The sequence below is a fragment of the bacterium genome (assembly GCA_026708015.1).
In the GTDB taxonomy this organism is placed as follows: Bacteria; Actinomycetota; Acidimicrobiia; order Acidimicrobiales; family Bin134; genus Poriferisocius.
This window is the reverse complement of the sequence record JAPOVT010000028.1, coordinates 17,881-42,323: the sequence shown is the minus strand read 5'-3', so window position 1 is coordinate 42,323 and position 24,443 is coordinate 17,881. Positions and strand designations below refer to the sequence as shown.

At 66.5% G+C, this 24,443-nt stretch carries 25 protein-coding genes; 22 read left to right on the top strand and 3 right to left on the bottom strand.

What is annotated here, in order from left to right:
• Positions 1-18 precede the first annotated feature (18 nt).
• From OXG30_06050 to OXG30_05995, 12 genes are all read left to right on the top strand, one after another.
• Positions 19-1,290 carry a dihydroorotase gene (locus OXG30_06050; protein ID MCY4134459.1) on the top strand — a complete coding sequence of 424 codons (1,272 nt, stop codon included), beginning with the start codon at positions 19-21 and terminating at the stop codon, positions 1,288-1,290.
• Positions 1,291-1,333: 43 nt separating this feature from the next.
• A complete protein-coding gene (gene carA / locus OXG30_06045) occupies positions 1,334-2,482 on the top strand; it encodes a glutamine-hydrolyzing carbamoyl-phosphate synthase small subunit (protein MCY4134458.1) in 1,149 nt (382 codons plus the stop codon).
• A complete protein-coding gene (gene carB / locus OXG30_06040) occupies positions 2,475-5,813 on the top strand; it encodes a carbamoyl-phosphate synthase large subunit (GenBank protein MCY4134457.1) in 3,339 nt (1,112 codons plus the stop codon). The genes carA and carB overlap by 8 nt, the downstream gene beginning before the upstream one ends.
• Positions 5,814-5,820: 7 nt before the next feature.
• Entirely contained in the window at positions 5,821-6,759 is a 939-nt protein-coding gene (locus OXG30_06035) for a dihydroorotate dehydrogenase (GenBank protein MCY4134456.1), read from the top strand.
• Positions 6,752-7,483, top strand: coding sequence for an orotidine-5'-phosphate decarboxylase (gene pyrF / locus OXG30_06030; GenBank protein ID MCY4134455.1), 732 nt, complete (start codon positions 6,752-6,754; stop codon positions 7,481-7,483). Before OXG30_06035 ends, pyrF begins: the two co-directional genes overlap by 8 nt.
• A gap of 172 nt (positions 7,484-7,655) precedes the next feature.
• Positions 7,656-10,832 (top strand): LysM peptidoglycan-binding domain-containing protein, encoded by a 3,177-nt coding sequence (locus tag OXG30_06025; protein ID MCY4134454.1) that lies wholly within the window; start codon positions 7,656-7,658, stop codon positions 10,830-10,832.
• Between the two features lie 56 nt (positions 10,833-10,888).
• A complete protein-coding gene (gene mihF / locus OXG30_06020; GenBank protein MCY4134453.1) occupies positions 10,889-11,206 on the top strand; it encodes an integration host factor, actinobacterial type in 318 nt (105 codons plus the stop codon).
• 23 nt (positions 11,207-11,229) lie between these two features.
• Positions 11,230-11,763, top strand: a complete 534-nt coding sequence (locus OXG30_06015) for a guanylate kinase (protein MCY4134452.1) — start codon at positions 11,230-11,232, stop codon at positions 11,761-11,763.
• Positions 11,764-11,857: 94 nt separating this feature from the next.
• On the top strand, positions 11,858-12,223 hold the full coding sequence (gene rpoZ, locus OXG30_06010) for a DNA-directed RNA polymerase subunit omega (protein MCY4134451.1): 366 nt from the start codon (positions 11,858-11,860) through the stop codon (positions 12,221-12,223).
• 7 nt (positions 12,224-12,230) lie between these two features.
• Positions 12,231-13,472, top strand: coding sequence for a bifunctional phosphopantothenoylcysteine decarboxylase/phosphopantothenate--cysteine ligase CoaBC (coaBC, locus tag OXG30_06005; GenBank protein MCY4134450.1), 1,242 nt, complete (start codon positions 12,231-12,233; stop codon positions 13,470-13,472).
• Positions 13,469-14,644, top strand: coding sequence for a methionine adenosyltransferase (gene metK, locus OXG30_06000; GenBank protein ID MCY4134449.1), 1,176 nt, complete (start codon positions 13,469-13,471; stop codon positions 14,642-14,644). The genes coaBC and metK overlap by 4 nt, the downstream gene beginning before the upstream one ends.
• A gap of 13 nt (positions 14,645-14,657) precedes the next feature.
• Positions 14,658-16,370 carry a hypothetical protein gene (locus tag OXG30_05995; protein ID MCY4134448.1) on the top strand — a complete coding sequence of 571 codons (1,713 nt, stop codon included), beginning with the start codon at positions 14,658-14,660 and terminating at the stop codon, positions 16,368-16,370.
• Here the strand turns inward: OXG30_05995 and OXG30_05990 are convergent.
• Positions 16,367-16,585, bottom strand: a complete 219-nt coding sequence (locus tag OXG30_05990; protein MCY4134447.1) for a hypothetical protein — start codon at positions 16,583-16,585, stop codon at positions 16,367-16,369. The two genes, OXG30_05995 and OXG30_05990, sit on opposite strands and share 4 nt — an antisense overlap.
• 75 nt (positions 16,586-16,660) lie before the next feature.
• Positions 16,661-17,263, bottom strand: coding sequence for a methyltransferase (locus OXG30_05985; protein ID MCY4134446.1), 603 nt, complete (start codon positions 17,261-17,263; stop codon positions 16,661-16,663).
• A gap of 22 nt (positions 17,264-17,285) precedes the next feature.
• Here OXG30_05985 and def point away from each other — a divergent pair, with 22 nt between their 5' ends.
• The 7 genes from def to OXG30_05950 all read left to right on the top strand — a co-directional run bounded on the left by def (position 17,286) and on the right by OXG30_05950 (position 22,530).
• Positions 17,286-17,819: a peptide deformylase gene (gene def, locus OXG30_05980; protein ID MCY4134445.1), complete on the top strand. Its 534-nt coding sequence runs from the start codon at positions 17,286-17,288 to the stop codon at positions 17,817-17,819.
• Positions 17,816-18,697, top strand: a complete 882-nt coding sequence (locus OXG30_05975; GenBank protein ID MCY4134444.1) for a methionyl-tRNA formyltransferase — start codon at positions 17,816-17,818, stop codon at positions 18,695-18,697. Before def ends, OXG30_05975 begins: the two co-directional genes overlap by 4 nt.
• On the top strand, positions 18,694-19,830 hold the full coding sequence (locus OXG30_05970; GenBank protein MCY4134443.1) for a hypothetical protein: 1,137 nt from the start codon (positions 18,694-18,696) through the stop codon (positions 19,828-19,830). The genes OXG30_05975 and OXG30_05970 overlap by 4 nt, the downstream gene beginning before the upstream one ends.
• A gap of 11 nt (positions 19,831-19,841) precedes the next feature.
• On the top strand, positions 19,842-20,330 hold the full coding sequence (locus OXG30_05965) for a MogA/MoaB family molybdenum cofactor biosynthesis protein (GenBank protein MCY4134442.1): 489 nt from the start codon (positions 19,842-19,844) through the stop codon (positions 20,328-20,330).
• A 26-nt stretch (positions 20,331-20,356) separates the two neighbouring features.
• Positions 20,357-21,340, top strand: a complete 984-nt coding sequence (gene ribD / locus OXG30_05960) for a bifunctional diaminohydroxyphosphoribosylaminopyrimidine deaminase/5-amino-6-(5-phosphoribosylamino)uracil reductase RibD (GenBank protein ID MCY4134441.1) — start codon at positions 20,357-20,359, stop codon at positions 21,338-21,340.
• Between the two features lie 93 nt (positions 21,341-21,433).
• On the top strand, positions 21,434-22,309 hold the full coding sequence (gene hisG / locus OXG30_05955) for an ATP phosphoribosyltransferase (protein MCY4134440.1): 876 nt from the start codon (positions 21,434-21,436) through the stop codon (positions 22,307-22,309).
• Positions 22,306-22,530: a cold shock domain-containing protein gene (locus OXG30_05950; GenBank protein MCY4134439.1), complete on the top strand. Its 225-nt coding sequence runs from the start codon at positions 22,306-22,308 to the stop codon at positions 22,528-22,530. The genes hisG and OXG30_05950 overlap by 4 nt, the downstream gene beginning before the upstream one ends.
• On the opposite strand, the gene OXG30_05945 is transcribed toward OXG30_05950, so the two are convergent.
• Positions 22,517-22,993, bottom strand: coding sequence for a DUF1844 domain-containing protein (locus tag OXG30_05945; protein ID MCY4134438.1), 477 nt, complete (start codon positions 22,991-22,993; stop codon positions 22,517-22,519). The genes OXG30_05950 and OXG30_05945 overlap by 14 nt on opposite strands.
• A gap of 191 nt (positions 22,994-23,184) precedes the next feature.
• On the opposite strand from OXG30_05945, the gene infC reads away from it, so the two are divergent.
• Genes infC through rplT form a run of 3 tightly spaced genes read left to right on the top strand, consistent with a single transcriptional unit; the run spans position 23,185 to position 24,424 of the window.
• Positions 23,185-23,751, top strand: coding sequence for a translation initiation factor IF-3 (infC, locus tag OXG30_05940; GenBank protein MCY4134437.1), 567 nt, complete (start codon positions 23,185-23,187; stop codon positions 23,749-23,751).
• A gap of 54 nt (positions 23,752-23,805) precedes the next feature.
• Positions 23,806-24,000 carry a 50S ribosomal protein L35 gene (rpmI, locus tag OXG30_05935; GenBank protein MCY4134436.1) on the top strand — a complete coding sequence of 65 codons (195 nt, stop codon included), beginning with the start codon at positions 23,806-23,808 and terminating at the stop codon, positions 23,998-24,000.
• Between the two features lie 40 nt (positions 24,001-24,040).
• Positions 24,041-24,424 (top strand): 50S ribosomal protein L20, encoded by a 384-nt coding sequence (rplT, locus tag OXG30_05930; protein ID MCY4134435.1) that lies wholly within the window; start codon positions 24,041-24,043, stop codon positions 24,422-24,424.
• Positions 24,425-24,443: the final 19 nt, after the last annotated feature.

Below are 24,443 nucleotides of genomic sequence, written 5' to 3'. Positions count from 1 at the left end.
CCCCCAAGGCGAAGCCTCATGAACACAGTGATAAAGGGCGGCTTGGTTGTCGACCAGACCGGTGAGCGCACCGCCGACGTGGTGGTGGACGACGGCCGGATTGCGGCGGTCGGCACTGATCTGTCCGGCGATGAGGTTTTGGACGCTTCGGGCTGCGTGGTGGCGCCCGGCTTCGTCGATCTGCACGCCCACCTGCGCCAGCCCGGTGCCGAGGAGGCCGAGACCATCGAGACCGGGAGCTGGGCCGCGGTCCGGGGCGGGTTCAGCGCGGTGGTGGCCATGCCCAATACCAACCCCCCCATCGACTGCGCGGCAGTGGTGCAAGAAGTGCTGGCCCTGGGGGCCAAGGCGCCCTGCGATGTGTACACCTCCGGGGCCATCACCGTGGGCCGTAAGGGGGACCAGCTTGCCCCCATGGCCGAGATGGCTGCGCTGGGCGTGCGGCTGTTCACCGACGACGGCAACGGGGTTCAAGAAGCCGGGCTCATGCGCCGGGCCATGGAGTACGCCGCTGGTTTGGGGGTGATATTGGCCCAGCACTGCGAAGTGGACTCCCTAGCCGCCGGTGGCCACATGCACGAGGGGGAGTGGTCGAGCCGGCTGGGGATTCCCGGCGTGCCCGCCGAGGCCGAGGAGCTCATGGTCATGCGGGATATCGCCCTAAGCCGCTTCACCGGCGCTCCCGTCCACTTCCAGCATCTGTCCACCCGGGGTTCCATCGCCATGGTGCGGGCCGCCCGCCAAGCCGGGGTGGAGGTGACCGCCGAGGCGGCTACCCACCATTTCACCCTCACCGACGATGCCTGCGCCTCCTACGACCCGGTGTTCAAGGTCAACCCGCCCCTGCGCCCGGCCGATGATCGAGATGCGGTGCGCGAGGGCTTGGCCGATGGAGCGGTGGATGCCATCGCCACCGACCACGCCCCCCATTCCTCCGACGCCAAGGAGATGCCCTTCGACCAGGCGCCGCCGGGGATGCTCGGCCTGGAGACTGCCCTGGCCCTGGCGCTGACCGAGTTGGACCTGCCCATCGCCGAGGTGGTGGGGCTGCTGAGCTGGCGACCGGCGGCCATTGCCGGATTGAAGGGGATTCACGGCGGGCCGATTGAGTCCGGTGCTCCGGCCAATCTGTGCGTGTTCGATCCGCAAGAGACTTGGACCGTAGACCCCTACGACCTGGCCAGCCGCTCCCGCAACACCCCCTATGCCGGGCGCCAAGTGCGCGGCCGGGTGCGCCACACCATTGTCGGAGGGCGGGCGGTGCTGGTCGACCAGGAGATGCGGCCATGATCCATTGGCCGGGCTTCGCCTTGATTGCGTCGGAGATGAACCCATGATCCGCGAGGCGGCGCTGGTGCTCAGCGACGGCGAGGTGTTCGAGGGCGAGGCCATCGGCGCGGAGCCCGCCGGTGGCATCACCTCCGGCGAGGTGGTGTTCAACACCGTGCTCACCGGCTATCAGGAGGTGATCACCGATCCGTCTTACGCCGGGCAGATCATCACCTTCACCTATCCCCACATCGGCAACTACGGCGTGGCGCCGGCCGATCACGAGAGCCGCCGACCGTTCTGTCGCGGCGTGATCGTGCGGGACATGGCCCGCCGCCGCTCCAACTGGCGCTCCACCGACGACTTGGAGGCCTTCCTGGCAGCCCAGGGCATCGCCGGTCTCGCTGGGGTTGACACCCGGCGGCTCACCACCCACATCCGCGATGCCGGCGCCATGCCCGGCGCCTTCGGCACCGCCGCCGAGGCCGACCTGCGGGCGGCGGCCGCCGCCGAGCCCGGCACCGACGGGGTGGACTTGGTGGCCACCGTGACCCGCCCCGAGTCGGAGCACTTCACCAGCATCCGAGACGACGGCCGCGCGCCCCACCGGGTGGTGGCCCTGGACTTCGGGCTCAAGGCCACCATCGTGTACCACCTGCGGACCATCGCCCATGTGGAGGTGGTGCCGGCGGGCACCTCCGCGGCCGACGTACTGGCCCGAAAGCCCGACGGGGTGTTCTTGTCGAACGGTCCCGGCGATCCCGACGCGGTGGCCGGCGCGGTGGACACCATCACGGGACTTCTGGGCGAGGTGCCGATTTTCGGCATCTGCCTGGGCCACCAGCTCTTGGCCTCGGCGCTGGGCGGGGAGACTTACAAGCTTCCCTTCGGCCACCACGGCGGCAACCACCCGGTGCGCAACCTGGCCACTGGAGCGGTGGAGATCACCAGCCAGAACCACAACTTCTGCGTGGCCGACAGCTCCATACCCGGCGCCGACATCACTCACATCAACCTCAACGACCACACCGTGGAGGGCCTGCGCTGCCGAGACCTACCCGCGTTCAGCGTCCAGTACCACCCCGAGGCCGGCCCCGGCCCCCACGACTCCCGCTATCTGTTCGTCCAGTTCGACGAACTCATGGCCGGTCTGCACCCAACGGTGGCAGGCCCGTCGCAGGGGCAGCTTCTCGGGGGATCGACCCATGCCTAAGCGGACCGACATCGAGTCGATCCTTCTCATCGGGTCGGGCCCCATCGTGATCGGCCAGGCCTGCGAGTTCGACTACTCCGGAACCCAGGCCTGCCGGGTGCTGCGCGACGAGGGCTATCGGGTGGTGCTGGCCAACTCCAATCCGGCCACGATCATGACCGACCCCGAGTTCGCCGACGCCACCTATGTGGAGCCCCTCAGCGCCGAGGTGCTCACCAGCATCATCCAACGGGAGCAGCCCGACGTGCTGCTGCCCACCTTGGGCGGGCAGACCGCGCTGAATCTGGCCATGGAGCTCATCGAGTCGGGGGTGGTGGACAAATACGGGGTGGAGGTGATCGGCGCCGACCAGACCGCCATCTCCACGGCCGAGGACCGGGCCAAGTTCCGCCAGGCCATGATCGACATCGGATTGCCCGTGCCCCCGTCGGCCACCGCCAACACTCTGGAAGAGGCGATGGAGGTCATGGAGCGCATCGGGCTTCCCGTGATCATCCGCCCGGCCTACATCCTGGGCGGAACCGGTACCGGCATCGCGCATACCCCTGAGCAGGGGCGGGAGATGTGCGCTCGCGGCCTCGCTGCCAGCCCGATCAGCGAGATCCTCATCGAGCAGTCGATCGCCGGTTGGAAGGAGTACGAGCTCGAGGTGATGCGCGACCAGGCCGACAACTGCGTGGTGGTGTGTACTATCGAGAACCTCGACCCCATGGGGGTCCACACCGGCGACTCCATCACCGTGGCCCCGGCCCAGACCCTGTCGGATGTGGAGTATCAGGCGCTGCGGGACGCCGCCTTCGACTGCATCCGCCGGGTGGGAGTGGAAACCGGCGGATCCAACATTCAGTTCGCGGTGAACCCCGACAACGGCGAGTTCGTGATCATCGAGATGAACCCGAGGGTGTCGCGCTCATCGGCGCTGGCCTCCAAGGCCACCGGGTTTCCCATCGCCAAAATCGCCGCCCGCCTGGCGGTGGGCTACACCCTCGACGAGATTCCCAACGACATCACCGAGAAGACCCCGGCGTGTTTCGAGCCGGTCATCGACTACGTGGTCACCAAGGTGCCCCGGTGGGCGTTCGAGAAGTTCCCCGGGGTGTCGGGGGTGCTCAACACCCAGATGCAGTCGGTGGGGGAGGTCATGGCCATCGCCCGCACCTTCACCGAGTCGCTCCAGAAGGGGCTGCGATCACTGGAGCTGGGCCGCTACGGCCTCAATGCCGACCCCGCTGAGGCCGCCTACGACTCCCTCAGCGACGAGGAGCTGCTGGCCGCCGCCGCGGTGGCAACCCCCGAGCGGATCTTCCAGCTCGAGGCCCTGTTGCGGCGGGGGCTCACGGTGGCGGAGCTGTTCGAGGCCACCAAGGTGGACCCGTGGTTCTGCGACCAGATCCTCCAGATCACCGAAGAGCGGGCCGCGCTGGAAGAGTGCGGATTCGAGGCCATGACCCGCCGAGCGTGGAAGCGGGCCAAGCAGTTCGGGTTCTCCGATGCCCAGCTCGGCTATCTCTGGAATGTGCCGGCTGCCGAAATTCGGGCGGCCCGCATCGGCGCGGGGGTGGAGGCGACGTTCAAGACGGTGGACACCTGCTCGGCCGAGTTCGAGGCCGAAACCCCGTACCACTACTCCACCTATGAGGACGTGGGCGAGGTGGCCCTCTCGGATCGGGCCAAGGTCATCATCTTGGGGTCGGGCCCCAACCGGATCGGTCAGGGAATCGAATTCGACTACTGCTGTGTCCATGCCTGCTTCGCGCTGTCGGAGGCGGGCTACGAGACGATCATGGTCAACTGCAACCCCGAGACGGTGTCCACCGACTACGACACCAGCGACCGACTCTATTTCGAGCCCCTCACCGAAGAAGACCTGCTCAATGTGATCGACGCCGAGCTGGCGTCGTCTCAGGCCGCGGGCGGCCCCGGCATTGCCGGGATCGTGGTGTCGCTCGGCGGGCAGACCCCGCTGAAGCTGGCCGGAGTGCTGCCCAACGGCTTGGTGGTGGGCACCAGCCCCAACAGCATCGACCTGGCCGAGGATCGGGAGCGCTGGAATGCCCTGTGCGCCCGCCTCGACATCCCCCAGCCGGCCGGGGGCATCGCGGCCACCGTGGAGGATGCCCTGGCGGTGGCCGACCGCATCGGCTACCCCGTGTTGGTGCGGCCCTCCTATGTGCTGGGAGGCCGGGCCATGGTCATCGTCTACACCGACGACGACTTGGCCGAGGCCATGGCCGAGATGGCCGCCTCCGGCTCATTGGGCCGCGAGGGCGGGCTGTCGGCGGAGCGGCCCGTGCTGATCGACCGCTTCTTGGAGGACGCCACCGAGGTGGACGTGGACGCCATCCGGGACATGACCGGCGAGATTCTCATCGGCGGAGTGATGGAGCATGTGGAGGAGGCCGGGGTTCACTCCGGCGACAGTGCCTGCATGCTGCCGCCGGTCCACCTCTCCGAGGCCACCGTGGCCCTGTTGGAGCGCTACGTGAAGGACATCGCCCACGCCCTGGATGTGGTGGGGCTCATCAACGTGCAGTTCGCGGTCAAGCAATTCGGCATCGGGGAGGCCGACCAGGTGTTCGTGCTGGAGGCCAACCCCCGGGCGTCGCGCACGGTGCCGTTTGTGGCCAAGGCCACCGGCGTGCCCCTGGTGAAAGTGGCCACCCGGGTCATGATGGGCGCCAGCCTGGCCGATCTGCGCCAGGAGGGGCTGCTGGGGCGCCGGGCCAACGGCGACCACATTTCGGTCAAGGAGGCGGTGCTGCCGTTCAACAAGTTCCCCGAGGCCGACGCCATCTTGGGCCCGGAGATGAAGTCCACCGGCGAGGTGATGGGCATCGACCTGCGCCCCGGACTGGCCTTTGCCAAGAGCCAGATCGCCGCGGGCGCCCCGCTGCCCTCCAACGGCACCGTGTTGATGTCGCTGGCCGACCGGGACAAGGCCGCCGGAGTGGAGATGGCCCGGGGCTTCACCGGGCTGGGCCTGGCCATTGCGGCCACTTCCGGCACTGCGGCGGCGCTGTCCGAGGCCGGGGTGCCGGTGGCCGAGGTGGTGGCCAAGGTCGGCGAGAAGGGCACCAACGTGGTGGAGCTGATTGACGAAGGGCGGGTGCAGTTGGTGGTGAACACCCCGAGAGGCCGGGGATCGCGGGCCGATGGCGATCACATCCGCCGGGCGGCCAGCCGCAACCGGGTGCCGCTTTTGACCACCGCCTCGGCCGGATTGGCGGCCGCCGACGGCATGGTCGACTGGGCCCGCCACCAGCTGCGGGTTCGGACCCTCCAGGAATACCACCGCGGGGTGACCAGCGATCAGCTGGCTTTCGAGCTGTGAGCCTCTAGTGGCCAGGGGTCGGAAACCGGAGCTGGATACCGCCATCGGCTCAGTTCGGTTGCCCAACCCGGTGATGACCGCCTCGGGCACGGTGGGCCACGGCACCGAATTGGCCCGCTACCTCGACTACTCGGCGCTGGGCGCGGTGGTGGTGAAATCGCTGGCCCCCTTTGAGTGGCCGGGCAACCCCCCGCCCCGAGTCCACCCGGTGCCAGCGGGAATGATCAACAGCGTCGGCCTGCAAGGTCCCGGCCTGCCCCGATGGCTGGCCGAGGAGCTGCCGGTGCTGGCCGACACCGGCGCCCGGGTGGTGGTGTCGATCTGGGGTCGCTCCCTGGACGACTTCGCCGCCGCCTCCGACCTGCTGGCGGCGACCGGAGGAACTGCCCTTGAGGCCGTGGTGGCGGTGGAGGTGAACGTCTCCTGCCCCAATCTGGAGGATCGGGGCCGCATGTTCTCCCACTCGGCGGCCATGACCCAGGCCGCGCTGGCCGCCACCGCCTCCTGCGGCTTGCCCCGGTGGGCCAAGCTCAGCGCTACCGGCGATCTGGTGGACATCGCCGCCGCCGCCGTGGAGGGCGGGGCCGCGGCCCTGACCCTCATCAACACCCTGCTGGGCATGGTCATAGACACCGAAGCCCGCCGGCCCGTGCTGGGCGCGGGCGGGGGAGGGGTGTCGGGCCGGGCCATGGGCCCGGTGGCGGTGAGATCGGTTTACGACGTGTACGCCGCCCTGCCTGATGTGCCCATCATCGGGGTGGGCGGGATCGCCTCGGGTACCGATGCGGTGGAGATGATGATGGCCGGGGCCAGCGCCTTGCAGGTGGGCACCGCCACATTCGCCGACCCCCGGGCCCCGGCCAAAGTGCTCCGGGACCTCGCTCGCTGGTGTGCATCCCGTGGTGTGAGCCGATTGGACGAGCTGATAGGAGCAGCCCATGAGTGAAACGACGCGCGATCCCCGGTTGGCCATCGCCCTGGACGTGGACGATCTGAATCTGGCTTGTTTGATGGCCGATGCCGTGTACCCATCGATGGGGGTGGCCAAAGTCGGATTCGAGCTGTTCGCCACCGCTGGCCCCACCGCGATCACCGCCATGATCGAACGGGGCTTTGAGGTGTTCGCCGACCTCAAGCTGCACGACATCCCCGCCACGGTGGAGAGGGCCGCGGCCGAGTTGGGCCGAACCGGGGTCCGCTGGCTCACCGTCCACACCGTCGGCGGGGCCGACATGCTGCGGGCTGGAGTGCAGGGCCTGGCCGAGGGCAGCGACGGCGCCGCCCAAGTGCTGGGTGTCACCATCCTCACCAGCGATGCCGACCGATCCCGGGCGGTGCTCGAAGAGCGGGCGGCACTGGCCCGCGACGCCGGCTGTGGCGGTGTGATCTGCTCGGCGGCCGACATCGGAGTGGTCAAGGAAGTGGCGCCCGAGCTGAAGCGGGTGGTGCCCGGCATCCGCCTCCCCGGCTCAAGCCACAACGATCAGGCCTCCGTGGCCACCCCTGAGGCCGCTATCGCCGCTGGGGCCTCCATCCTGGTGGTCGGCCGGACCGTGACTGCCGAGGTTCAAGCGCTTGACAGGGGCTCAAGCCAGCAAGACGGGGCTTTGACGGCCATGGCCGACAGGGCCAAGCAGGTTGCCGACAGCATCAGGCCCACTCGGCCATAGGCGGGGCATCCACGAGCCGACATTGACGAACTGAGCGCTTGGCGGCTACCGTGTTCGCCACGGCGGAGCCCGCTTAGCGTTCTTGAGCGGAGCTAGGGCTTCTTATCCTGCGCTTTTGCGCTCATACACAAGGTTCTTCGCCGTGATTCGTTCTTTCTGCCTTTCTGCTGGGTTGAGCATACGAGCTGCGCTGGCTGTGGCTGCGCTGGCGCTTGTATCGGGGTCTCTCGTTGCTTTGGCGCCGTCGTCCGCAGCCGCCCAGACAAAGCCGGTGGTCACGGTGACCGCCGATCAATCCCGGGTTTACGAACGGGAGTCTGCGTCATTCACCCTCACCATCAGTCCGGCCCCGACACAGGACATCTATGTCAAGTACTACGTCAACAATTCGTTCAGCGCGACTTCCATAAACAGCGACAATCTTCAGTCCATCACTGTCAGATCCGGTGAGACTTCCAAGAAGGTCAGTATCCCAACCCGAGAGCTGGTGTTCACCCAACGTGTCTCAAACAGAGATGGTAATGACAAGCGCTATCCGTGTCAGCCATCGGGTGCGGAGACGCCTGGTTTGTATGACAGCACGCAGCCTTCAGACCTCGACGACGAGAACTTCAAATTGCTCGTCAGCCTCTGCAACGGCATCAACCTCGATAGGTCTATGGGCCATGTGGAGGTGAGCCTGGACGTCCTGGCTGGCGACAAGGTCGGTTATACCGTTGGCGATCCGAGCAGGGCGACAACCGACGTGCGCGACAAAACGCGCAAGAGCAAGGACACTGCGGTTGAGGTGCCGGTGGTTGTGCCGGTGGTGGGGTTTGGTTCGGCTGTTTATTCGGGGGGTGAGGCTTCGGGGAGTCGGGGTGTGAGTGTGTCGGTGGGGTTGTCTCCGGTGGCGCCGGCGGGGTTCTCGGTGTCTTACACGGTGGGCGGCTCGGCGGGGTCGGGGAGCGATTTCACGGCTTTGCCGGGGAGTGTGGCGGTGTCCAAGGGGGCGTCTGCGGTGAGCATTCCGGTTGCGGTTCTCGACGATTCGGTGGATGAGGGCTCTGAGACGATTGTGCTGACTTTGGTTGACGGGGCGGCCTATGACCTGGGGTCGGCGGCGAAGACGACGGTCACGGTGGCCGACGATGACACTGCGGGGGTGTCGATTTCGCAGTCGGGCGGGTCGACGGCGGTGTCGGAGCCGTCGGGGACTGATGCCTACACGGTGGTTCTGGACTCCGAGCCGACTCATGATGTGTCGGTGGCGGTGGCGTCGGGGTCGCCGTCGGCGGCGAAGGTGAGCAAGAAGGGGGGGACGGCGGGGGCGTCGCTCACGCTGGTGTTCCGGCCGTCTGATTGGTCGACGGCGCAGACGGTGACGGTGTCGGCGGTGGACGACGACGTGGACAACCCCGGCGACAGCCGGTCGGCGGCCATCACCCATGCGGTGTCGTCGTCTGACGCCAAGTACAACGCGCTCGGCGGCCAGACCGTGACCGCCACAATCGCCGACAACGACACCGCGGTGCCGGTGGTTGTGCCGGTGGTGGGGTTTGGTTCGGCTGTTTATTCGGGGGGTGAGGCTTCGGGGAGTCGGGGTGTGAGTGTGTCGGTGGGGTTGTCTCCGGTGGCGCCGGCGGGGTTCTCGGTGTCTTACACGGTGGGCGGCTCGGCGGGGTCGGGGAGCGATTTCACGGCTTTGCCGGGGAGTGTGGCGGTGTCCAAGGGGGCGTCTGCGGTGAGCATTCCGGTTGCGGTTCTCGACGATTCGGTGGATGAGGGCTCTGAGACGATTGTGCTGACTTTGGTTGACGGGGCGGCCTATGACCTGGGGTCGGCGGCGAAGACGACGGTCACGGTGGCCGACGATGACACTGCGGGGGTGTCGATTTCGCAGTCGGGCGGGTCGACGGCGGTGTCGGAGCCGTCGGGGACTGATGCCTACACGGTGGTTCTGGACTCCGAGCCGACTCATGATGTGTCGGTGGCGGTGGCGTCGGGGTCGCCGTCGGCGGCGAAGGTGAGCAAGAAGGGGGGGACGGCGGGGGCGTCGCTCACGCTGGTGTTCCGGCCGTCTGATTGGTCGACGGCGCAGACGGTGACGGTGTCGGCGGTGGACGACGACGTGGACAACCCCGGCGACAGCCGGTCGGCGGCCATCACCCATGCGGTGTCGTCGTCTGACGCCAAGTACAACGCGCTCGGCGGCCAGACCGTGACCGCCACAATCGCCGACAACGACACCGCGGTGCCGAAGACTGTCAAACCGGGCAACAACCCGGGCGCGGGCAACAACCCGGGCGCGGGCAACAACCCGGGCGCGGGCAGCGGGCAGAGCCCCTCTTTCGCCGGCATTCCTACCATCTCCTCCGACGCATGGTTCCCGGTCCAGCTTCCCCCGGTGGAAGTGAACGTGGAACAAGAGTCGGCTCAATCGATTGCGATGGGCGAATCGGCTGAATTCACGGTGTCTGTCGAAACCCCGATTTCGATCAACATCAGGCTCTTCCTTGACGTAGAGAGCCAGTCGAGCCCCGGCGCCGACTACGAGATCGACTGCCAGCTGCTCGGAGACGACCAGTGGGAGCCGCTGGGCCAAGATCCCTCTCAGCTGATCGTTGACCTGCCCAGCCGCAGCGAAGGTGCGCTGATAAGGGTCACATCTCGCCACACCGGTGTATCCGACCGCGATATCCCACTGCGGGTGGGCATCGACGAGCGGAGCTTCGTCCGGGGTTCGGTGCTGGATATTGAATCGCAGGGAGAAGCGAGCATCCTATTAACGGGGTCAAGCGGACAGGGCAACCAGCCGCAGGGCCATGTCAACCGAGAGCTGGTGGGGGCTTCAAAAGACGATAAGGCATCCGACTCCGCAAATAGTGGTGGGATTGCAGCAGACGGCGGTTCTGACGACACCGGTGAGGAAGCGTCTGCTGACTCCGAAGCGCATTATTTCCTCACCTATAGCGTCAAGCCCGGCGACACGCTGGAGGCAATCGCCCAAGCCTCCTACGGGGACGCTGCGCAGTGGCAGCGCATCTTCGATGCCAACCGGGGACGCCGCCAGAACGACGGCTATATGTTCACCAGTTCAGATTCGATCCGGTACGGGTGGGTCCTGAACATCCCCAACCCAATCTCCGTGCCTCGCGCCAGCGCTGCGGTCGGCGCCCGGTATGTCTCCTACGTTGTGCAGCCAGGAGACAGCCTCGGCGCCATTTCACAGAAGGCGTATGGCGATGCCGGCTACTGGACGCGGATTGAGGCTGCGAATATGGGGCGCCGACAGGTCGGAGGAGGGCTCTTCACCAACTCAGATCGCATCGAGGCGGGCTGGGTGCTACGCATTCCGCTGGCTGGCTGAACGGTCTCAGGCTCCAAATCCCCAACATGACTTGCAGCCTAAACTACAATGGTGTAATGGCAGGACCCCCACAACTGACAGCAGAACAGCGCCAGGCAGCGTTGGCCAAGGCTGGCGAGGTGCGCCGCAGGCGAGCCGACGTCAAGCACAAGCTCAAGATGAGGACGATCACGCTCTCCCAACTGCTGGAAGACGCTGAAACCGATGAGGTAATCGCCGGAACCAAAGTGCTCGCCGTCTTGGAGTCCCTTCCAGGCATGGGCAAGGTTCGGGCCCGCAAGATGATGGACGAGATCGGCATTGCCGACAGCCGTCGCATCCGCGGGCTGGGCGATCAGCAGCGGGCCTCGCTGCTCGCACGCTGCGGCGACTAGTAGATCATCCCCTCATCATCGTTTTGTCCGGCCCCGGCGGGGTCGGCAAGGGGACGATCGCGGCTGCTTTAGTGGCCGCGGACCCCAAATTATGGCTCAGTCGCTCGTGGACGACGCGTGTGCGTCGACCAGGTGAGCCGGAAACTGCCTATGTGTTCGCCGAAGAGTCCGAGTTCCGGGCCAAGATCGCCGAAGACGGCTTCGTGGAATGGGCAGAGATCGCCGGAAACCTCTACGGAACGCCGCAACCCGATCCTCCGGCAGGCTGCGACGTTCTGTTGGAGATCGATGTCCAAGGGGCAGTCCAAGTAAGGGAGAGCCATCCCGAGGCTCTGTGCATCTTCGTCGAAGCACCATCGGCGGCAGAGCAGGAATCCCGTCTGCGAGGCCGGGGCGATTCCGAGAGCCATATCGCCAAACGGCTGGCTCTGGCCGACTCTGAGCGAATCCGGGCTTACGAGCTCAACGCGATCCACGTCGTCAACGACAGCCTTGACGAGGCGGTGGCCGCCATCGGCGCTCTGATCGAAGAAGCCCGCTTGGACAATGCCGAATAAGTCACCCTGTCCTGATATCATTAGCCCGCTCTCCCCAGACTTTTGGGAAGAAGGCTGCACTCAATAGAAGGCACGCAAGAAAAGGCCCGTACTGATGTCTGAACAGCACGACACCATGATGTATCCGACCATTGAGGAGCTCTTGGGGCGCACCGACTCCAAGTTCCGTTTGGTGACACTGGGAGCGCTGCGGGCCTGTCAGATCAACTCCTATTTCGGCCAGCTGGGCGAGGGTTTGGGCGCGATGGTTCCGCCCCAGGTGCTGACGATGTCGCGCAAGCCCCTGTCCATTGCCTTCGAGGAGATCGCCTCCGACAAGATCATCGCCACCGATCCTCCCGAGGTCACCGAAGAGGAGCTTCTGGCCGATGCCATGATCCCAACCGGCGAGGCTGGCCTGGAACAAGCCGACCCGGACGACGCTGGTCCAGACGAGGCCGATCTGGACTCAGCGTCCTGACAAAACCATGAAATCGCTCGCCGGCAAGCGCATCGTGCTCGGCGTGAGCGGGGGGATCGCGGCGTACAAGGCGGTTGAGGTTTGCCGTCGGCTGGTGGACGCCGGTGCCCATGTCGTCCCGGTCTTGACCAAGGGCGCCACCCGGTTTGTGGGCCGGGCCACCTTTGATGCATTGGCCTCTGAGCGCAGCCAGATGAGTCTTTTCGACGAGGACGACCCCATTCCCCACACCACGCTGGGCCAGACTGCCGACTGCGTGGTGGTGGCGCCGGCCACCGCCCGGGTTATCGGCGCCTACGCCGCCGGCATCAGCTCCGACCTGCTGACCGCCACTCTCATAGCCACTCGGGCCCCGGTGGTGATCTGCCCGGCGATGCACACCGAGATGTGGGAGCACCCCGCGGTGGCCGACAACATCGCCACCCTGGTCGAGCGGGCTGTTCACATCGTGGGGCCGGAATCGGGCCGCCTGGCGGGAGGCGACGAGGGTGCCGGACGCTTGAGCTCCCCGGAAGACATCGTGGCCGCAGTGATCCAGGCAGTCGGCGCCGGCAGCGAGCGCCAAGACATGGCCGGCCTTTCGGTGGTGGTCACCGCGGGGGGCACCCGAGAGCCCATCGACCCGGTGCGCTATATCGGAAACCACTCCTCGGGCAAGCAGGGCTATGCCTTTGCCGACGAGGCGGCCGGTCGGGGGGCCGAGGTGACCGTCGTCTCCACCGTGGACCGCCCCGGCTCTCCGGAGGCGACCGTGTTGCCAGGGGTCACGGTGGTGAGAGTCGACACCGCAGAGGAGATGGCCGAGGCCACCGAGTCGGCGGCGGCGGCGGCCGATGTGGTGATCATGGCGGCGGCGGTGGCCGATTTCCGCCCGGTCGGCCCGGCCGGGGTGAAGCTCAAAAAGCGCGACGGGGTTCCGGCCATCGAGTTGGAGCCCACCCCCGACATCTTGGCCGCGCTGGGGGCGTCCAAGCCCGAGGGTCAGATCCTGGTGGGATTCGCCGCTGAGACCTGCGATGTGGCCGACAACGCCGCCGCAAAGTTGAACGGCAAGGGGGCCGACTACATCGTGGCTAACGATGTGGCGGCCGAGAACGCCGGCTTTGCCTACGACACCAACGAGGTGCTGGTGCTAGCTTCCGATGGCCGAGTCCGGCCGGTCGGACTGCGCTCCAAACGCCAAGTGGCTCGAGCCATCCTCGACTTGGTGATGGAAGACCGGGCTGAAGCCCGTGAGGAGAATCAATGAGCCAAGGGTCAAATGGCCGACACCGCTTCACGTCTGAGTCGGTCACCGGCGGCCATCCTGACAAGATCGCCGATCAGATATCCGACGGAGTGCTAGATGCCCTGCTAGCCGTGGACATCGGCAGCCGGGTGGCGTGTGAGACTTTGGTCACCACTGGACTGGTGGTGGTGGCCGGAGAGATCTCCACCGACGGGTATATCGACATTCCCCGGGTGGTGCGCGACACCATCACCGGGATCGGGTATGACCGAGAGGACTACGGCTTCGACGGCAACACCTGCGGGGTGATGGTGTCCATCGATGATCAGTCTCCCGACATTGCCCAGGGTGTGGACCGGCTCGATCCGCTGGAGCAGGGGGCCGGCGACCAGGGAATGATGTTCGGCTTTGCCTGCGATGAGACCCCCGAGCTGATGCCGCTGCCCATCCACATCGCCCACCGTATGGTGGAGCGCCTGACCGAGGTCCGACGGTCGGGGTGTGTGCCCTACCTGAGGCCCGACGGCAAGAGCCAGGTGACGTTCGAGTACGAGGGAACCCGGGCGGTTGGGCTGAGTGCCGTACTGATTTCGGCCCACCACCGCGACGGAACCGATCTCAACGAGATGAAGGACGACCTCAAAGAGCAGGTGATCGACCCCGTGGTTCCCGAGCAGTTCCGCGACGACGACTACGACGTGCTGGTCAATCCCACCGGGAAGTTCGTGAGGGGTGGACCGGTGGCCGACGCCGGCCTGACTGGGCGCAAGATCATTGTCGACACCTACGGGGGCATGGCCCGCCACGGCGGGGGCGCCTTCTCGGGCAAAGACCCCAGCAAGGTGGACCGCTCGGCCGCGTATGCGGCCCGCTGGGTGGCCAAGAATGTGGTGGCCTCTGGCGCCGCATCCCGCTGCGAAGTGCAGGTGTCGTATGCCATCGGCATCGCCCGCCCGATGTCGGTGATGGTGGAGAGCTTTGGCACTGAGAGGGTGGACCCGGCCAAGATCAGCCACCAAGTGAATGAAATCTTCGATTTGCGCCCTGCGGCCATCATCCGGGATTTGGAGCTGCTGCGGCCGATCTACCGGAACACGGCGGCGTACGGCCACTTCGGACGCAGTCCCGAGAGCATCTTCACCTGGGAGCGCACCGATCGGGTGGACGACCTCCGCTCCGCCCTGGGTCTCTAGCAGTCTTGGCCTTTTGAACGTTCGGGTTCTGACCGACGTCTTAGCCATAGATCGCGAGTTCACCTACACGGTCCCCGAAGGCTGGACCGACGATCCCCGGTTCGGGCTGGGGGCCATGGTGCGGGTGGTGCTGCACGGCCGCCGGGTGGGGGGCTGGATCACCGAGGTGGGCGTGGAGGCTCCCGAAGAGGTGGAGCTCACCCCGCTGGCCAAGCTCAGCAGCTTGGGGCCTGGACGGGAGCTGATAGATCTGAGCGAGTGGGCGGCGTGGCGCTGGGCCGGACGCCGGGCCCACTTCCTGCGGACTGCCTCGCCTCCCCGAGTGGTGGCTGGGTTGCCCCGGCCGTCGCGTTCCCGGTTGGTGCCCTCGGGAGACTACGCCGATCTCTTTGAGGGAGAGGGCCGCACCCTGCGCCAGGGGCCCTCCGACGATCCTTTGCCTATCGCCCTTGCCGCCGCGTCCCGAGGCCAGGCGCTGATCTTGGCGCCTGACCACGACCGGGCTGATGATCTGGCCAGGCGGTTAGCACGGGAAGGGGTGTGGGCGGTGCGATACCCCGATGGCTGGGCCGCGGCCGCGGCGGGGGCCACCGTGGTGGGCACGGTGTCGGCGGCGTGGGCGCCGGCCCCTGAACTGGCCGCAGTGCTGGTGGTAGACGAGCACGACGAGTCGTACCGCTCGGATTCGGCGCCCACGTGGAGCGGCCGGGACGTGGCCGTCGAGCGGGCCCGGCGGGCGGGCGTGCCCTGCGTGCTGCTGTCGCCGGTGCCCTCCTTGGAGGCGCTGCGGTCTCGGCTGGTGATGCGCCCTTCTCGGGGCACCGAGCGGGACAGCTGGCCGCAGGTGGTTGTGGTGGACCGCCGCAGTGAAGACCCTGGTCGCGCCGGCCTGTACTCCCCGGAGCTGGTGCGGGACCTGCGAGACGGAGGTCGGGTGGCCTGCGTGCTGAACCGCCGGGGCCGGGCGCTGCTGCTGGCCTGCCACCTGTGCGGCGAACTCGCCGTATGCACTGAGTGCGGCGCATCCATGCGCCAGACCGAGGACAAGCAGTTGCGGTGTCGGGCGGGTGATCATGTTCGCCCCCTGGCGTGCGCCGAGTGCGGCAGCACCAAGATGCGCAACCTCCGGGCCGGGGTGAAGCGGGTTCGCGAGGAGATCGAGGCCCTGATTCGCACCCCGGTGGCCGAGGCCACCGGCAGCGGCTATGACGGCCCGCCCACCGCCCGGGTGGTGGTGGGCACCGAGGCGGTGCTGCACTTGGGCCGACCGTTCGACACGGTGGCATTCTTGGAATTGGACCAGGAGCTGCTGGCTCCCCGATTCCGGGCCCGGGAGCAGGCGTTGGCCCTCATTGCCCGAGCGGCCCGGATCACCGGTCCCCGTGACGCTGGCGGCAAGATCGTGCTGCAAACCCGCCTGCCCGACGATCCCGTGGTAACCGCGGCGCTCCGGGCTGATCCGTCGCGGTTGGCCCGCGCTGAGCGAGATCGTCGCCAGGAGCTAGTCCTGCCTCCCTACGGGGCCATCGCGGTGGTGTCCGGGCCGGAGGCCGGTGAGTATATGGCGCGTCTCGGCACGCCGTTGGGAGTTCAGATCGCCCCCGCCCCCAGTGGGCAGTTTTTCCTGCGGGCCCCTGACTACGACACCCTCTGCGACGCCCTCGCCTCAGTGGAGCGCCCCAGCGGCCGACTCCGTATCGACGTCGACCCCATCAGAGCGATTTAGTCGAGGCTGCGACCCTCAAGGGTGGAAATCCGCTCCCCGTGGTTGTGCAGCCTGTCGTCGGTCCGCTCGAATTTGTTGTCGTAGCGCTCGATGACACTTGCCAAGTAGGACTCAAGCTTGTCGATGCGCTGCTCGATGCGTCGCATATAGAAGCCGACGACGCTGACAATGCTTGCCCCGTAAACGCTCAGCATGACAGTTGTGGTGACATCCATGTTTGTCTGTCTTTCGCGCTGGTTGTGCTTCGGGGGAAGCCCTCTCATTGTAGCCCCGAAATATGACAATGTGCCTCAGCTCTGTGGTCGAATCTCCAAGATTCGGTAGCCGCGGCGGGAGCTGAGCCGGGTGGTGGGCCAGCCCTGTTGGTTGAGCCAGCGGGCCAGAGAATCGGAGCCCAGGTTCTTGTTCACCACCAGGTAGGCCCGGCCGTCGGGGGCCAGCCGGCCCAGCCAAGTCGCCAGCACCTCGTGGAGGGCGGCTTTGCCGATGCGGATGGGCGGGTTGGAGTAGATGGCGGCAAAGCGCACATCGGAGGGCACTTCGTCGGGTTGGCACACCGTGGCGTCGGGTCGGTTGTGGCGGTCGAGGTTGGCCCGGCACAGCTCCAAGGCCCGGGGGTTCACATCAACGGCCCACAGCGGGGCCTGGGGCGCCCACTGGCCCAGCGCCACCGCGATAGGGCCGTAGCCGCAGCCCAGGTCGAGCAATGAGCCGTCTTGGGGCGGTCGGGGCGCTTCGTCCAGCAGATATCGAGTGCCGAAGTCCAGCTCATCGGGGGAGAACACCCCCCGGTCGGTGGCCAGTTCCACATCCAGATCGCCCACCCGCAAACCGACGGTTCCCGGCCGCCGCTTTCCGCCCGGTGAGGCGCTGAAGTAATGCGAGTCGCCCACGGTTTGACGGTAACCTGAAACGATGGCCCCACTGCGGATACGGGTGTATGGCGACCCGGTATTGCGGCGCGTGGCCGAAGATGTGGCCGACATCGACGGCACCATGGCCGATCTTTGCCAGGAGATGCTCACCGCTATGTACGAGGCCCCCGGCATCGGCTTGGCTGCTCCGCAGGTGGGGGTGTCGCAGCGGTTCTTCGTGTACGACTTCGGCGAGGGGCCCGGTGTGCTGGTCAACCCCGAGATCATCGAGAGCGACGGGGAGTGGTCCTACAACGAGGGCTGCCTGTCGGTGCCCGAGTTGTCGTGGGAGATTGTCCGCCCCCGCAGCATCCACTTGAAGGGCTATGACTTGGACGGCAACGAGGTCAGCCTTGAGGCCGAGGACCTTGAGGCTCGGCTGTTTCAGCACGAGCTTGACCACTTAGCGGGCAAGATGCTGCTCGACTACCTGGACGAGGATCAGCGCCGGGAGGCCAAGCGCATCCTACGCCAGCGTGCGATGGGCGGGGCGAGTAGTCCCCCCGCTAGTGGCGACGGGCTGTCGCTGCCGTGATCGACCCGCCGGCGGACATTCGCCGGCTCGTTTACCTCGGCACTCCTGAGGAGTCGGTGCCGTTCTTGGAGGCACTGGATGAGGCCGGATTCGATGTGGCCTTGGCGGTGACCCGGCCCGACAAGCGCCGAGGGCGGCGAGCCGACCCCTCGCCCAGCCCGGTGAAGGCCGCGGCTTTGAACCTGGGTATTCCGATGTCGTCTGAAGTGGACGATGTGTTGGACGCCGACGCCGATCTGGGGGTGGTGGTGGCCTTCGGCCAGATCATCAAGCCCCATGTTCTGGATCGGTTGGCCATGGTCAACATTCACTTCTCGCTGTTGCCCCGCTGGCGGGGGGCGGCCCCGGTGGAGCGGGCCATCCTGGCCGGCGACCAGACCACCGGGGTGTGTTTGATGGAGGTGGCCGAGGGGCTCGACACCGGCCGGGTCTATCGCAGGGTAGAAGTACCCATCGCCCCCGAGGCCACCGCGGCGTCGTTGCGGGCTGATTTGGTGGAGGCCGCGGTTCCGATGCTGGTCAGCGCCCTACAAGATGGCCTGGGCACTCCGGAACCTCAGCAGGGAGAGCCGGTCTACGCCGCCAAGATCACCCGCGAAGAGCTTCGCCTCGACTGGGCGAGTTCGGCGGAGTTCTTGCATCGCCAAGTCCGGGTGGGCGGGGCGTGGACGACGTGGAAGGGCAAGACCCTGAAGATCTGGTCGGCTGACCCAGTCGACGGTTCCCAATCGTCCGGGGAGCTCGACGGACCTGTCGTAGGCACTGGCGACGGGCAACTCCGCCTGGTGGAGGTTCAGGCCGAGGGCAAGTCGCGCCAACCCGCCGAAGACTGGCTCCGGGGTGCTCGCCCGACGCCGGGCGACCGGCTCGGATCGTGAGCCGTTCCCGGCCGGGTGGGGCGACGGGGAACTCCCGAGCCGTCGCCGCCCAGCTCCTCGACCGGATCGAGGGCGACGGGGCCTTTGCCAATTTGGTATTGGCCTCAGCCAAGCTGCCCGAACGCGACGCCGGGCTGATAACCGAGCTGGTCTACGGGGTGACCCGCATGCGTCGGGCCTTGGACCACCTCATCGACGCCTTCGTGTCGGAGCCGCCTGATCTCGCCACCCGAAATCTGCTGCGAGTCGGGGCCTATCAGATGCACATGTTGGACACCCCGGCCTATGCCGCGGTGAGCGAAACCGTTGAAGCTGCCCCTAGACGCCAACGGGGATTCGTCAACGCCGTCTTGCGCCGGGTGGGTGAGCTAGAGCCAGCCTGGCCCACTGAGGCGGTCAGGCTCAGCTATCCGGATTGGATGGTGGCCCGGCTGGAGCATGATCTCGGGGCTGACGATGCCCACGCTGCCTTGGAGCAGATGAACCGCCCGGCGGTGGTGTCCACCCGGCCCGACGGCTATGTCCAGGATCGAGCGTCGCAATGGGTGGCGGAGTTGGTCGACCCCCAGCCGGGAGAGCGGGTGCTGGACATGTGCGCCGGCCCCGGTGGCAAGGCCACCGCATTGGCTGGGAGTGATGCGACCGTGGTGGCGGCTGATAGTCGGAGGCATCGAGCCTCCCTGGTGGCGGACAATGCCGCCAAGACCGGTGTCTCCCTGGCGGGAGCGGTGGCCGCCAACGGCCTCCGGTCGCCGTTTCACCCCGGGACTTTCGACCGAGTGCTGGTTGACGCCCCCTGTTCGGGTCTGGGCGTGCTGGGGCGGCGGGCCGACGCCCGTTGGCGAGTAGAACCCGATGATGTGGAGGAGCTGGCCCGCCTCCAGGCCGAGTTGGTTGGAGCCGCGTTCGGCCTGATCCGCCCAGGGGGAGCGGTGATATACAGCGTCTGCACCATGACCAGGCCTGAGACGGTGGCCATTGACGAATTTGTGGCCCAAGAGCACCCCGATGCCGCCATAGTTCCCATAACCGATTCCCGCTGGCGATCCCACGGTCGCGGCGCCCTCGTTCTCCCCCAAGACCACAGAACCGACGGCATGTTTGCTGTCATATACAAGACCTCCGGTGGGTAGTGTGACCGGCAATGGCTGATCTTGAAACGGCGGGTCTGGCCGCCAAAGTACTGACTGTGTCGGACGGCGTGATTGCCGGCACCCGCCAAGACGGCTCGGGCGATGCCTTGGTGGAGATGCTCACTGGCGAGGGCTACGACATCGCCGACCGCAGGGCCGTTGAGGACGGCGTCGAATCGGTGCGCGATGCCCTGTTGGACATGTCCAACGGATTCGCCGGTCTCGTCGTCACCACTGGGGGGACTGGATTCGGCCCTCGTGATCTCACTCCTGAGGGCACCGCCGCCGTGTTGGAGCGCCGGGCTGACGGCTTGGCCGAAGCATCCCGGCTGGTGAGCCCGTTCGGGCGCTTGTCCCGGGCCATCGCCGGCACTAAGGGCACGGCGCTGATCGTGAACTTGCCCGGCTCGCCCAAAGGCTCAGTGGAGTGCTTGGAGGCGGTGCTCGACGTGGTTCCCCACGCCTTGCGCCTGCTGGCTGACCAGCCCACCGAGCATTGACATCCAGACAGCATCAACAAGCCCAGATGATGGATCTGGCCTTGGAGGCGGCCCGCTCCTGTCGGCTGGTCACTTCTCCCAATCCGTGGGTGGGCTGTGTGGTCGACACCGGCGAGGATCAGTACCTGGGGGCCACATCACCGCCCGGTGGCAATCACGCCGAGATCAACGCCCTGGAGGCCGCTGGTCCGTTAGCCCGGGGTGCCGACCTCTACACCACGTTGGAGCCGTGCGACCACCAGGGTCGTACCGGTCCGTGTACCGAGGCCATTGTCGCCGCAGGGGTGGCCCGGGTGGTGGTGGCCGTTCAGGATCCCGATCCTGCGGTGTCGGGCCGGGGCATCGCTGCGCTCCGAGAGGCGGGGATATTGGTCGAGGTGGGCGTGCGGGGAGCCGAGGCCGCCGATCTGCTGGCGCCGTATCTGAAACACCGCCGCACCGGGCTTCCCTGGGTGGTGCTGAAGCTGGCCGCCACCCTGGACGGCCGCATTGCCGCCCCCGATGCCACCAGCCGCTGGATCACCGGTCCCGAAGCCCGGGCCGATGTACACCGGCTCCGGGCCGAGAGCAACGCGGTGCTGGTGGGAGCGGGCACCGTCCGGGCCGACGATCCTGCCTTGACGGTGCGCGACTGGCAGCCGCCCTCTGGGGTCCCTCCCCGTACCAGCCAACCGTTGCGGGTGGTGTTGGGCACCGCCCCGCCCGATGCTCGGGTCCATCCCGCTCTGGAGATGGACGGGCCGCTGGAGCAGGTGCTGGGGGAGTTGGGGGAGCGGGGAGTGATCCAGCTCCTGGTCGAGGGGGGCGCAGCGACCGCGGCTGCCTTCCATCGGGCCGGCTTGGTTGACCACTACGCCGTGTATCTGGCCCCCGCCCTGTTCGGCGGCGGCGACGGCCGTCCCATGATGGCGGGTCCAGGGGTTCCCACCATCGATGAGCTGTGGCGAGGCGAGATCACTACGGTCACCCGGCTTGGCCCCGACCTGCGGATCGACCTTCGTCCCGAATAGCCGGTATTGATCGCAGACCGGCGGATCGACCTTCGTCCCGAATAGCCGGTATTAATCGCAGACCGGCGGTCGGCGACCGGTAGCGTTGGAGTCATGCTCTCGTTGGTTTTGCCCAAGGGATCGTTGGAAAAGGCGACCTTGGAGCTCTTCGACGCCGCCGACATCCCGGTGAACCGCAGTTCGGACGTGGCCTACAAGGCGACGATCAACGACCCCCGCATCGATCAAGTCCGCATCCTGCGGCCCCAGGAGATTCCCCGCTATGTGGCCGACGGGCTGTTCGATTTGGGCATCACCGGGCGCGACTGGGTGACCGAGACGGACAGTGACGTGGTCTCTTTGGGCCAGCTTCAGTATTCCAAGAACACCTCTCGGCCGATCCGCATGGTGCTGGCGGTGCCCGACGACTCGCCGTGGGAAGAAGTCGGGGATCTGCCCCAGGGGGTGAAGATCTCCAGCGAGTATCCCGCTTTGACCAAGCGGTTCTTCGACGGTCTGGGCATTGAGGCCGACATCGCCCTGTCGTACGGAGCCACCGAGGCAAAGGCCCCTGACATTGTGGACGCAGTGGTGGAGATCACCGAGACCGGGCGGGCGCTGCGGGCGGCCAGCCTCAAGATCATCCACACAATCCTCACTTCCTACACCGAGCTGATCGCCAACCCGGCCAGCTACGCCCACCCTGAGCGTCGCCATGCCATGGAGCAGATCCACACCCTGTTGGGCGGGGTGCTGGAAGCCAGGGGCAAGGTGCTGGTCAAGATGAACGTGCCGTCGGAAAGCCTGGACAAAGTGATCGACTTACTGCCGTCCATGAAGGCACCCACGGTCAACGAGCTGTTCGGGGGCCACGGCTATGCGGTGGAGACGGTGGTGCCCAAAGCGGACATCAACGTGTTGATCCCCGATCTGCGAGACGCCGGGGCTAGCGACATCATCGAGCTGCCGCTGGCCAAGATCGTCCATTGAGCTTGGCTGGTCGCAACATCCCCCTCATCGGCACCGTTGCCAGCTTCGACAGCGGTACAGGCTGGGGGACGATCGCCGCGGGAGACGGTACGGCCTATCCCTTCCATTGCACCGCCATTGCCGACGGGACCCGCACTATCGAGGCAGGCGTCGCGGTGACCTTCCAATTGGCCGCGGGCCACCGGGGTGTTTGGGAAGCGGCAGGAATTACTCCCCGCTAGACCCCGGATCGTCTTCTTCTGAGTATTCGGCGTCTTCGGCGCCACCCTCCATCGCCCGGGACACCTGCACGAACGCCATGCGGATCTGATGAAGGGCATCTTTGAGGGTGGCCTCGTGCTCGCCGAGGCGTCCCTCCAGCCCCTCCACCACCGCACCCAGGGCGTCGATGGCCAATCGGGACTCTTCCAAGTTGGGCGGTTGCTGGCTGAGGTGGATGGCTCCCAGCTCATACAGCCCCATGGCGTGGTTCCCCACCACCACCGACGCCGGGGTGTTGGCGATCTGCTCCCGGGCCTCGGCCAGCTGCTGGGCCAGTTCCTCGGCCTGAGCCCGTTCCTCATCGCTCAACCCGGCCAGCGGGTCTTCAACTTGATCTGATGCGCCCTGCGGCGGAGGGGTTGCCGACCGTTCTCGGCCGTCGTCAACCGGCACCTCGCCGCCGGGAGTCCACAGTGTGCTCATTTTCTTTCTTCGGCTCCTTTTTGCCTCGTCTGGCGTGATTGCGCCCTAACGCTGATACTGTTACCCCGCAACTCCGGCACGCAAACGGGATCGAAAAGTTCCCAGCGTGCCAGCCCCCATAGTCGAGAGAGAGGATTATGCGCATTGCAGAGCGGTGATCGGCCATAGCTACGGCAGATGCTGAGCCCCGGATCAACGACCGGATCAGAGCACGAGAGGTTCGGCTCGTTGGCGAGGATGGCCAGCAGATAGGTATTACCCTGCTGCCGGAGGCGTTGGACATGGCCCGTGATGCCGGCTTGGACCTGGTGGAGGTCGCTGAGAAGGCGAACCCCCCGGTATGTCGGATCATGGACTACGGCAAGTACAAGTACGAGGCGGCCCAACGGGCCAAGGAGTCTCGACGAAACAGCACCAACATCATTGTCAAGGAGATGAAGTACCGACCCAAGATCGGGCCTGGCGACTTTGAGACCAAGACACGCAAGGTGCGGGGCTTTTTGGAAGATGGCTCCAAAGTCAAGGTTACGATCATGTTCCGCGGCCGCGAGGTGCAGCATCCCGAATTGGGGAGGCGCATTCTCGACGACATCGCCGACGAGGTGGAAGATGTGGCCAAGGTCGAGGTCTATCCAAGGCTGGATGGTCGCAACATGGTCATGGTGCTGGGACCGGCAAAAAGACAGTCCCGTAAACAGGCCGCCCGGGCGGCCAGCCAAGCAGCCGAAGAGGCGGCGGCAACCGACACTGTCCAATAGATCAAACCACTAGATCAATACGATCTATAACTCTCTAAAGCGCAGATAACAGCTATGCCCAAGATGAAAACCCACCGAGGCGCGGCCAAGCGGTTCAAGACCACTGGCACCGGCAAGATCCGCCGCCGCAGCGCCTACAAGAACCACATCCTCGAGAAGAAGTCGCCCAAGCGCAAGCGCCAGCTGCGCGGCCCCGCTCAGGTGTCGTCTGCCGACGCCCCGGCGGTCAAGCGCCAGCTGGGCTTGTAGGGCCTGATAGCACGAGCACGAGTTCAAGGAGAGTCACACGATGGCCAGAGTCAAGCGCGCCGTCACCGCCCGCAAGCGCCGCCGGGCGGTGGTGAAGCGGGCCAAGGGGTATTACGGCAACAAGAGCCGCACGTTCCGAGGTGCCAATGAGCAGCTGATGCACAGCGGCCAGTACGCCTTCCGGGACCGCCGGGCCCGCAAGGGCGAATTCCGCCGCCTGTGGATCCAGCGCATCAACGCCGCCTGCCGCCAGAACGGCACCAACTACAGCCGGTTTATCAACGGATTGAAGTTGGCCGAAGTCGAAGTGGACCGCAAGATCCTGGCGGAAATGGCTGTGAATGATCCGGCGGCTTTCACTGCGTTGGTCGAGGTGGCCAAGGCTGCGTCCGAGGCGGAGCAAGAGTCTGCCTCGGTGGGGTAGCACTGCCCCCGAACACCCC

What these genes read in the sequence shown, in the direction of transcription:
- OXG30_06050 (MCY4134459.1), top strand. Translation starts at nt 19, where the DNA reads ATGAACACAGTGATAAAGGGCGGCTTGGTTGTCGACCAGACCGGTGAG.
- carA (MCY4134458.1), top strand. Translation starts at nt 1,334, where the DNA reads ATGATCCGCGAGGCGGCGCTGGTGCTCAGCGACGGCGAGGTGTTCGAG.
- carB (MCY4134457.1), top strand. Translation starts at nt 2,475, where the DNA reads ATGCCTAAGCGGACCGACATCGAGTCGATCCTTCTCATCGGGTCGGGC.
- pyrF (MCY4134455.1), top strand. Translation starts at nt 6,752, where the DNA reads ATGAGTGAAACGACGCGCGATCCCCGGTTGGCCATCGCCCTGGACGTG.
- mihF (MCY4134453.1), top strand. Translation starts at nt 10,889, where the DNA reads ATGGCAGGACCCCCACAACTGACAGCAGAACAGCGCCAGGCAGCGTTG.
- rpoZ (MCY4134451.1), top strand. Translation starts at nt 11,858, where the DNA reads ATGTCTGAACAGCACGACACCATGATGTATCCGACCATTGAGGAGCTC.
- coaBC (MCY4134450.1), top strand. Translation starts at nt 12,231, where the DNA reads ATGAAATCGCTCGCCGGCAAGCGCATCGTGCTCGGCGTGAGCGGGGGG.
- metK (MCY4134449.1), top strand. Translation starts at nt 13,469, where the DNA reads ATGAGCCAAGGGTCAAATGGCCGACACCGCTTCACGTCTGAGTCGGTC.
- OXG30_05990 (MCY4134447.1), bottom strand. Translation starts at nt 16,585, where the DNA reads ATGGATGTCACCACAACTGTCATGCTGAGCGTTTACGGGGCAAGCATT.
- def (MCY4134445.1), top strand. Translation starts at nt 17,286, where the DNA reads ATGGCCCCACTGCGGATACGGGTGTATGGCGACCCGGTATTGCGGCGC.
- OXG30_05965 (MCY4134442.1), top strand. Translation starts at nt 19,842, where the DNA reads ATGGCTGATCTTGAAACGGCGGGTCTGGCCGCCAAAGTACTGACTGTG.
- ribD (MCY4134441.1), top strand. Translation starts at nt 20,357, where the DNA reads ATGATGGATCTGGCCTTGGAGGCGGCCCGCTCCTGTCGGCTGGTCACT.
- hisG (MCY4134440.1), top strand. Translation starts at nt 21,434, where the DNA reads ATGCTCTCGTTGGTTTTGCCCAAGGGATCGTTGGAAAAGGCGACCTTG.
- OXG30_05945 (MCY4134438.1), bottom strand. Translation starts at nt 22,993, where the DNA reads ATGAGCACACTGTGGACTCCCGGCGGCGAGGTGCCGGTTGACGACGGC.
- rpmI (MCY4134436.1), top strand. Translation starts at nt 23,806, where the DNA reads ATGCCCAAGATGAAAACCCACCGAGGCGCGGCCAAGCGGTTCAAGACC.
- rplT (MCY4134435.1), top strand. Translation starts at nt 24,041, where the DNA reads ATGGCCAGAGTCAAGCGCGCCGTCACCGCCCGCAAGCGCCGCCGGGCG.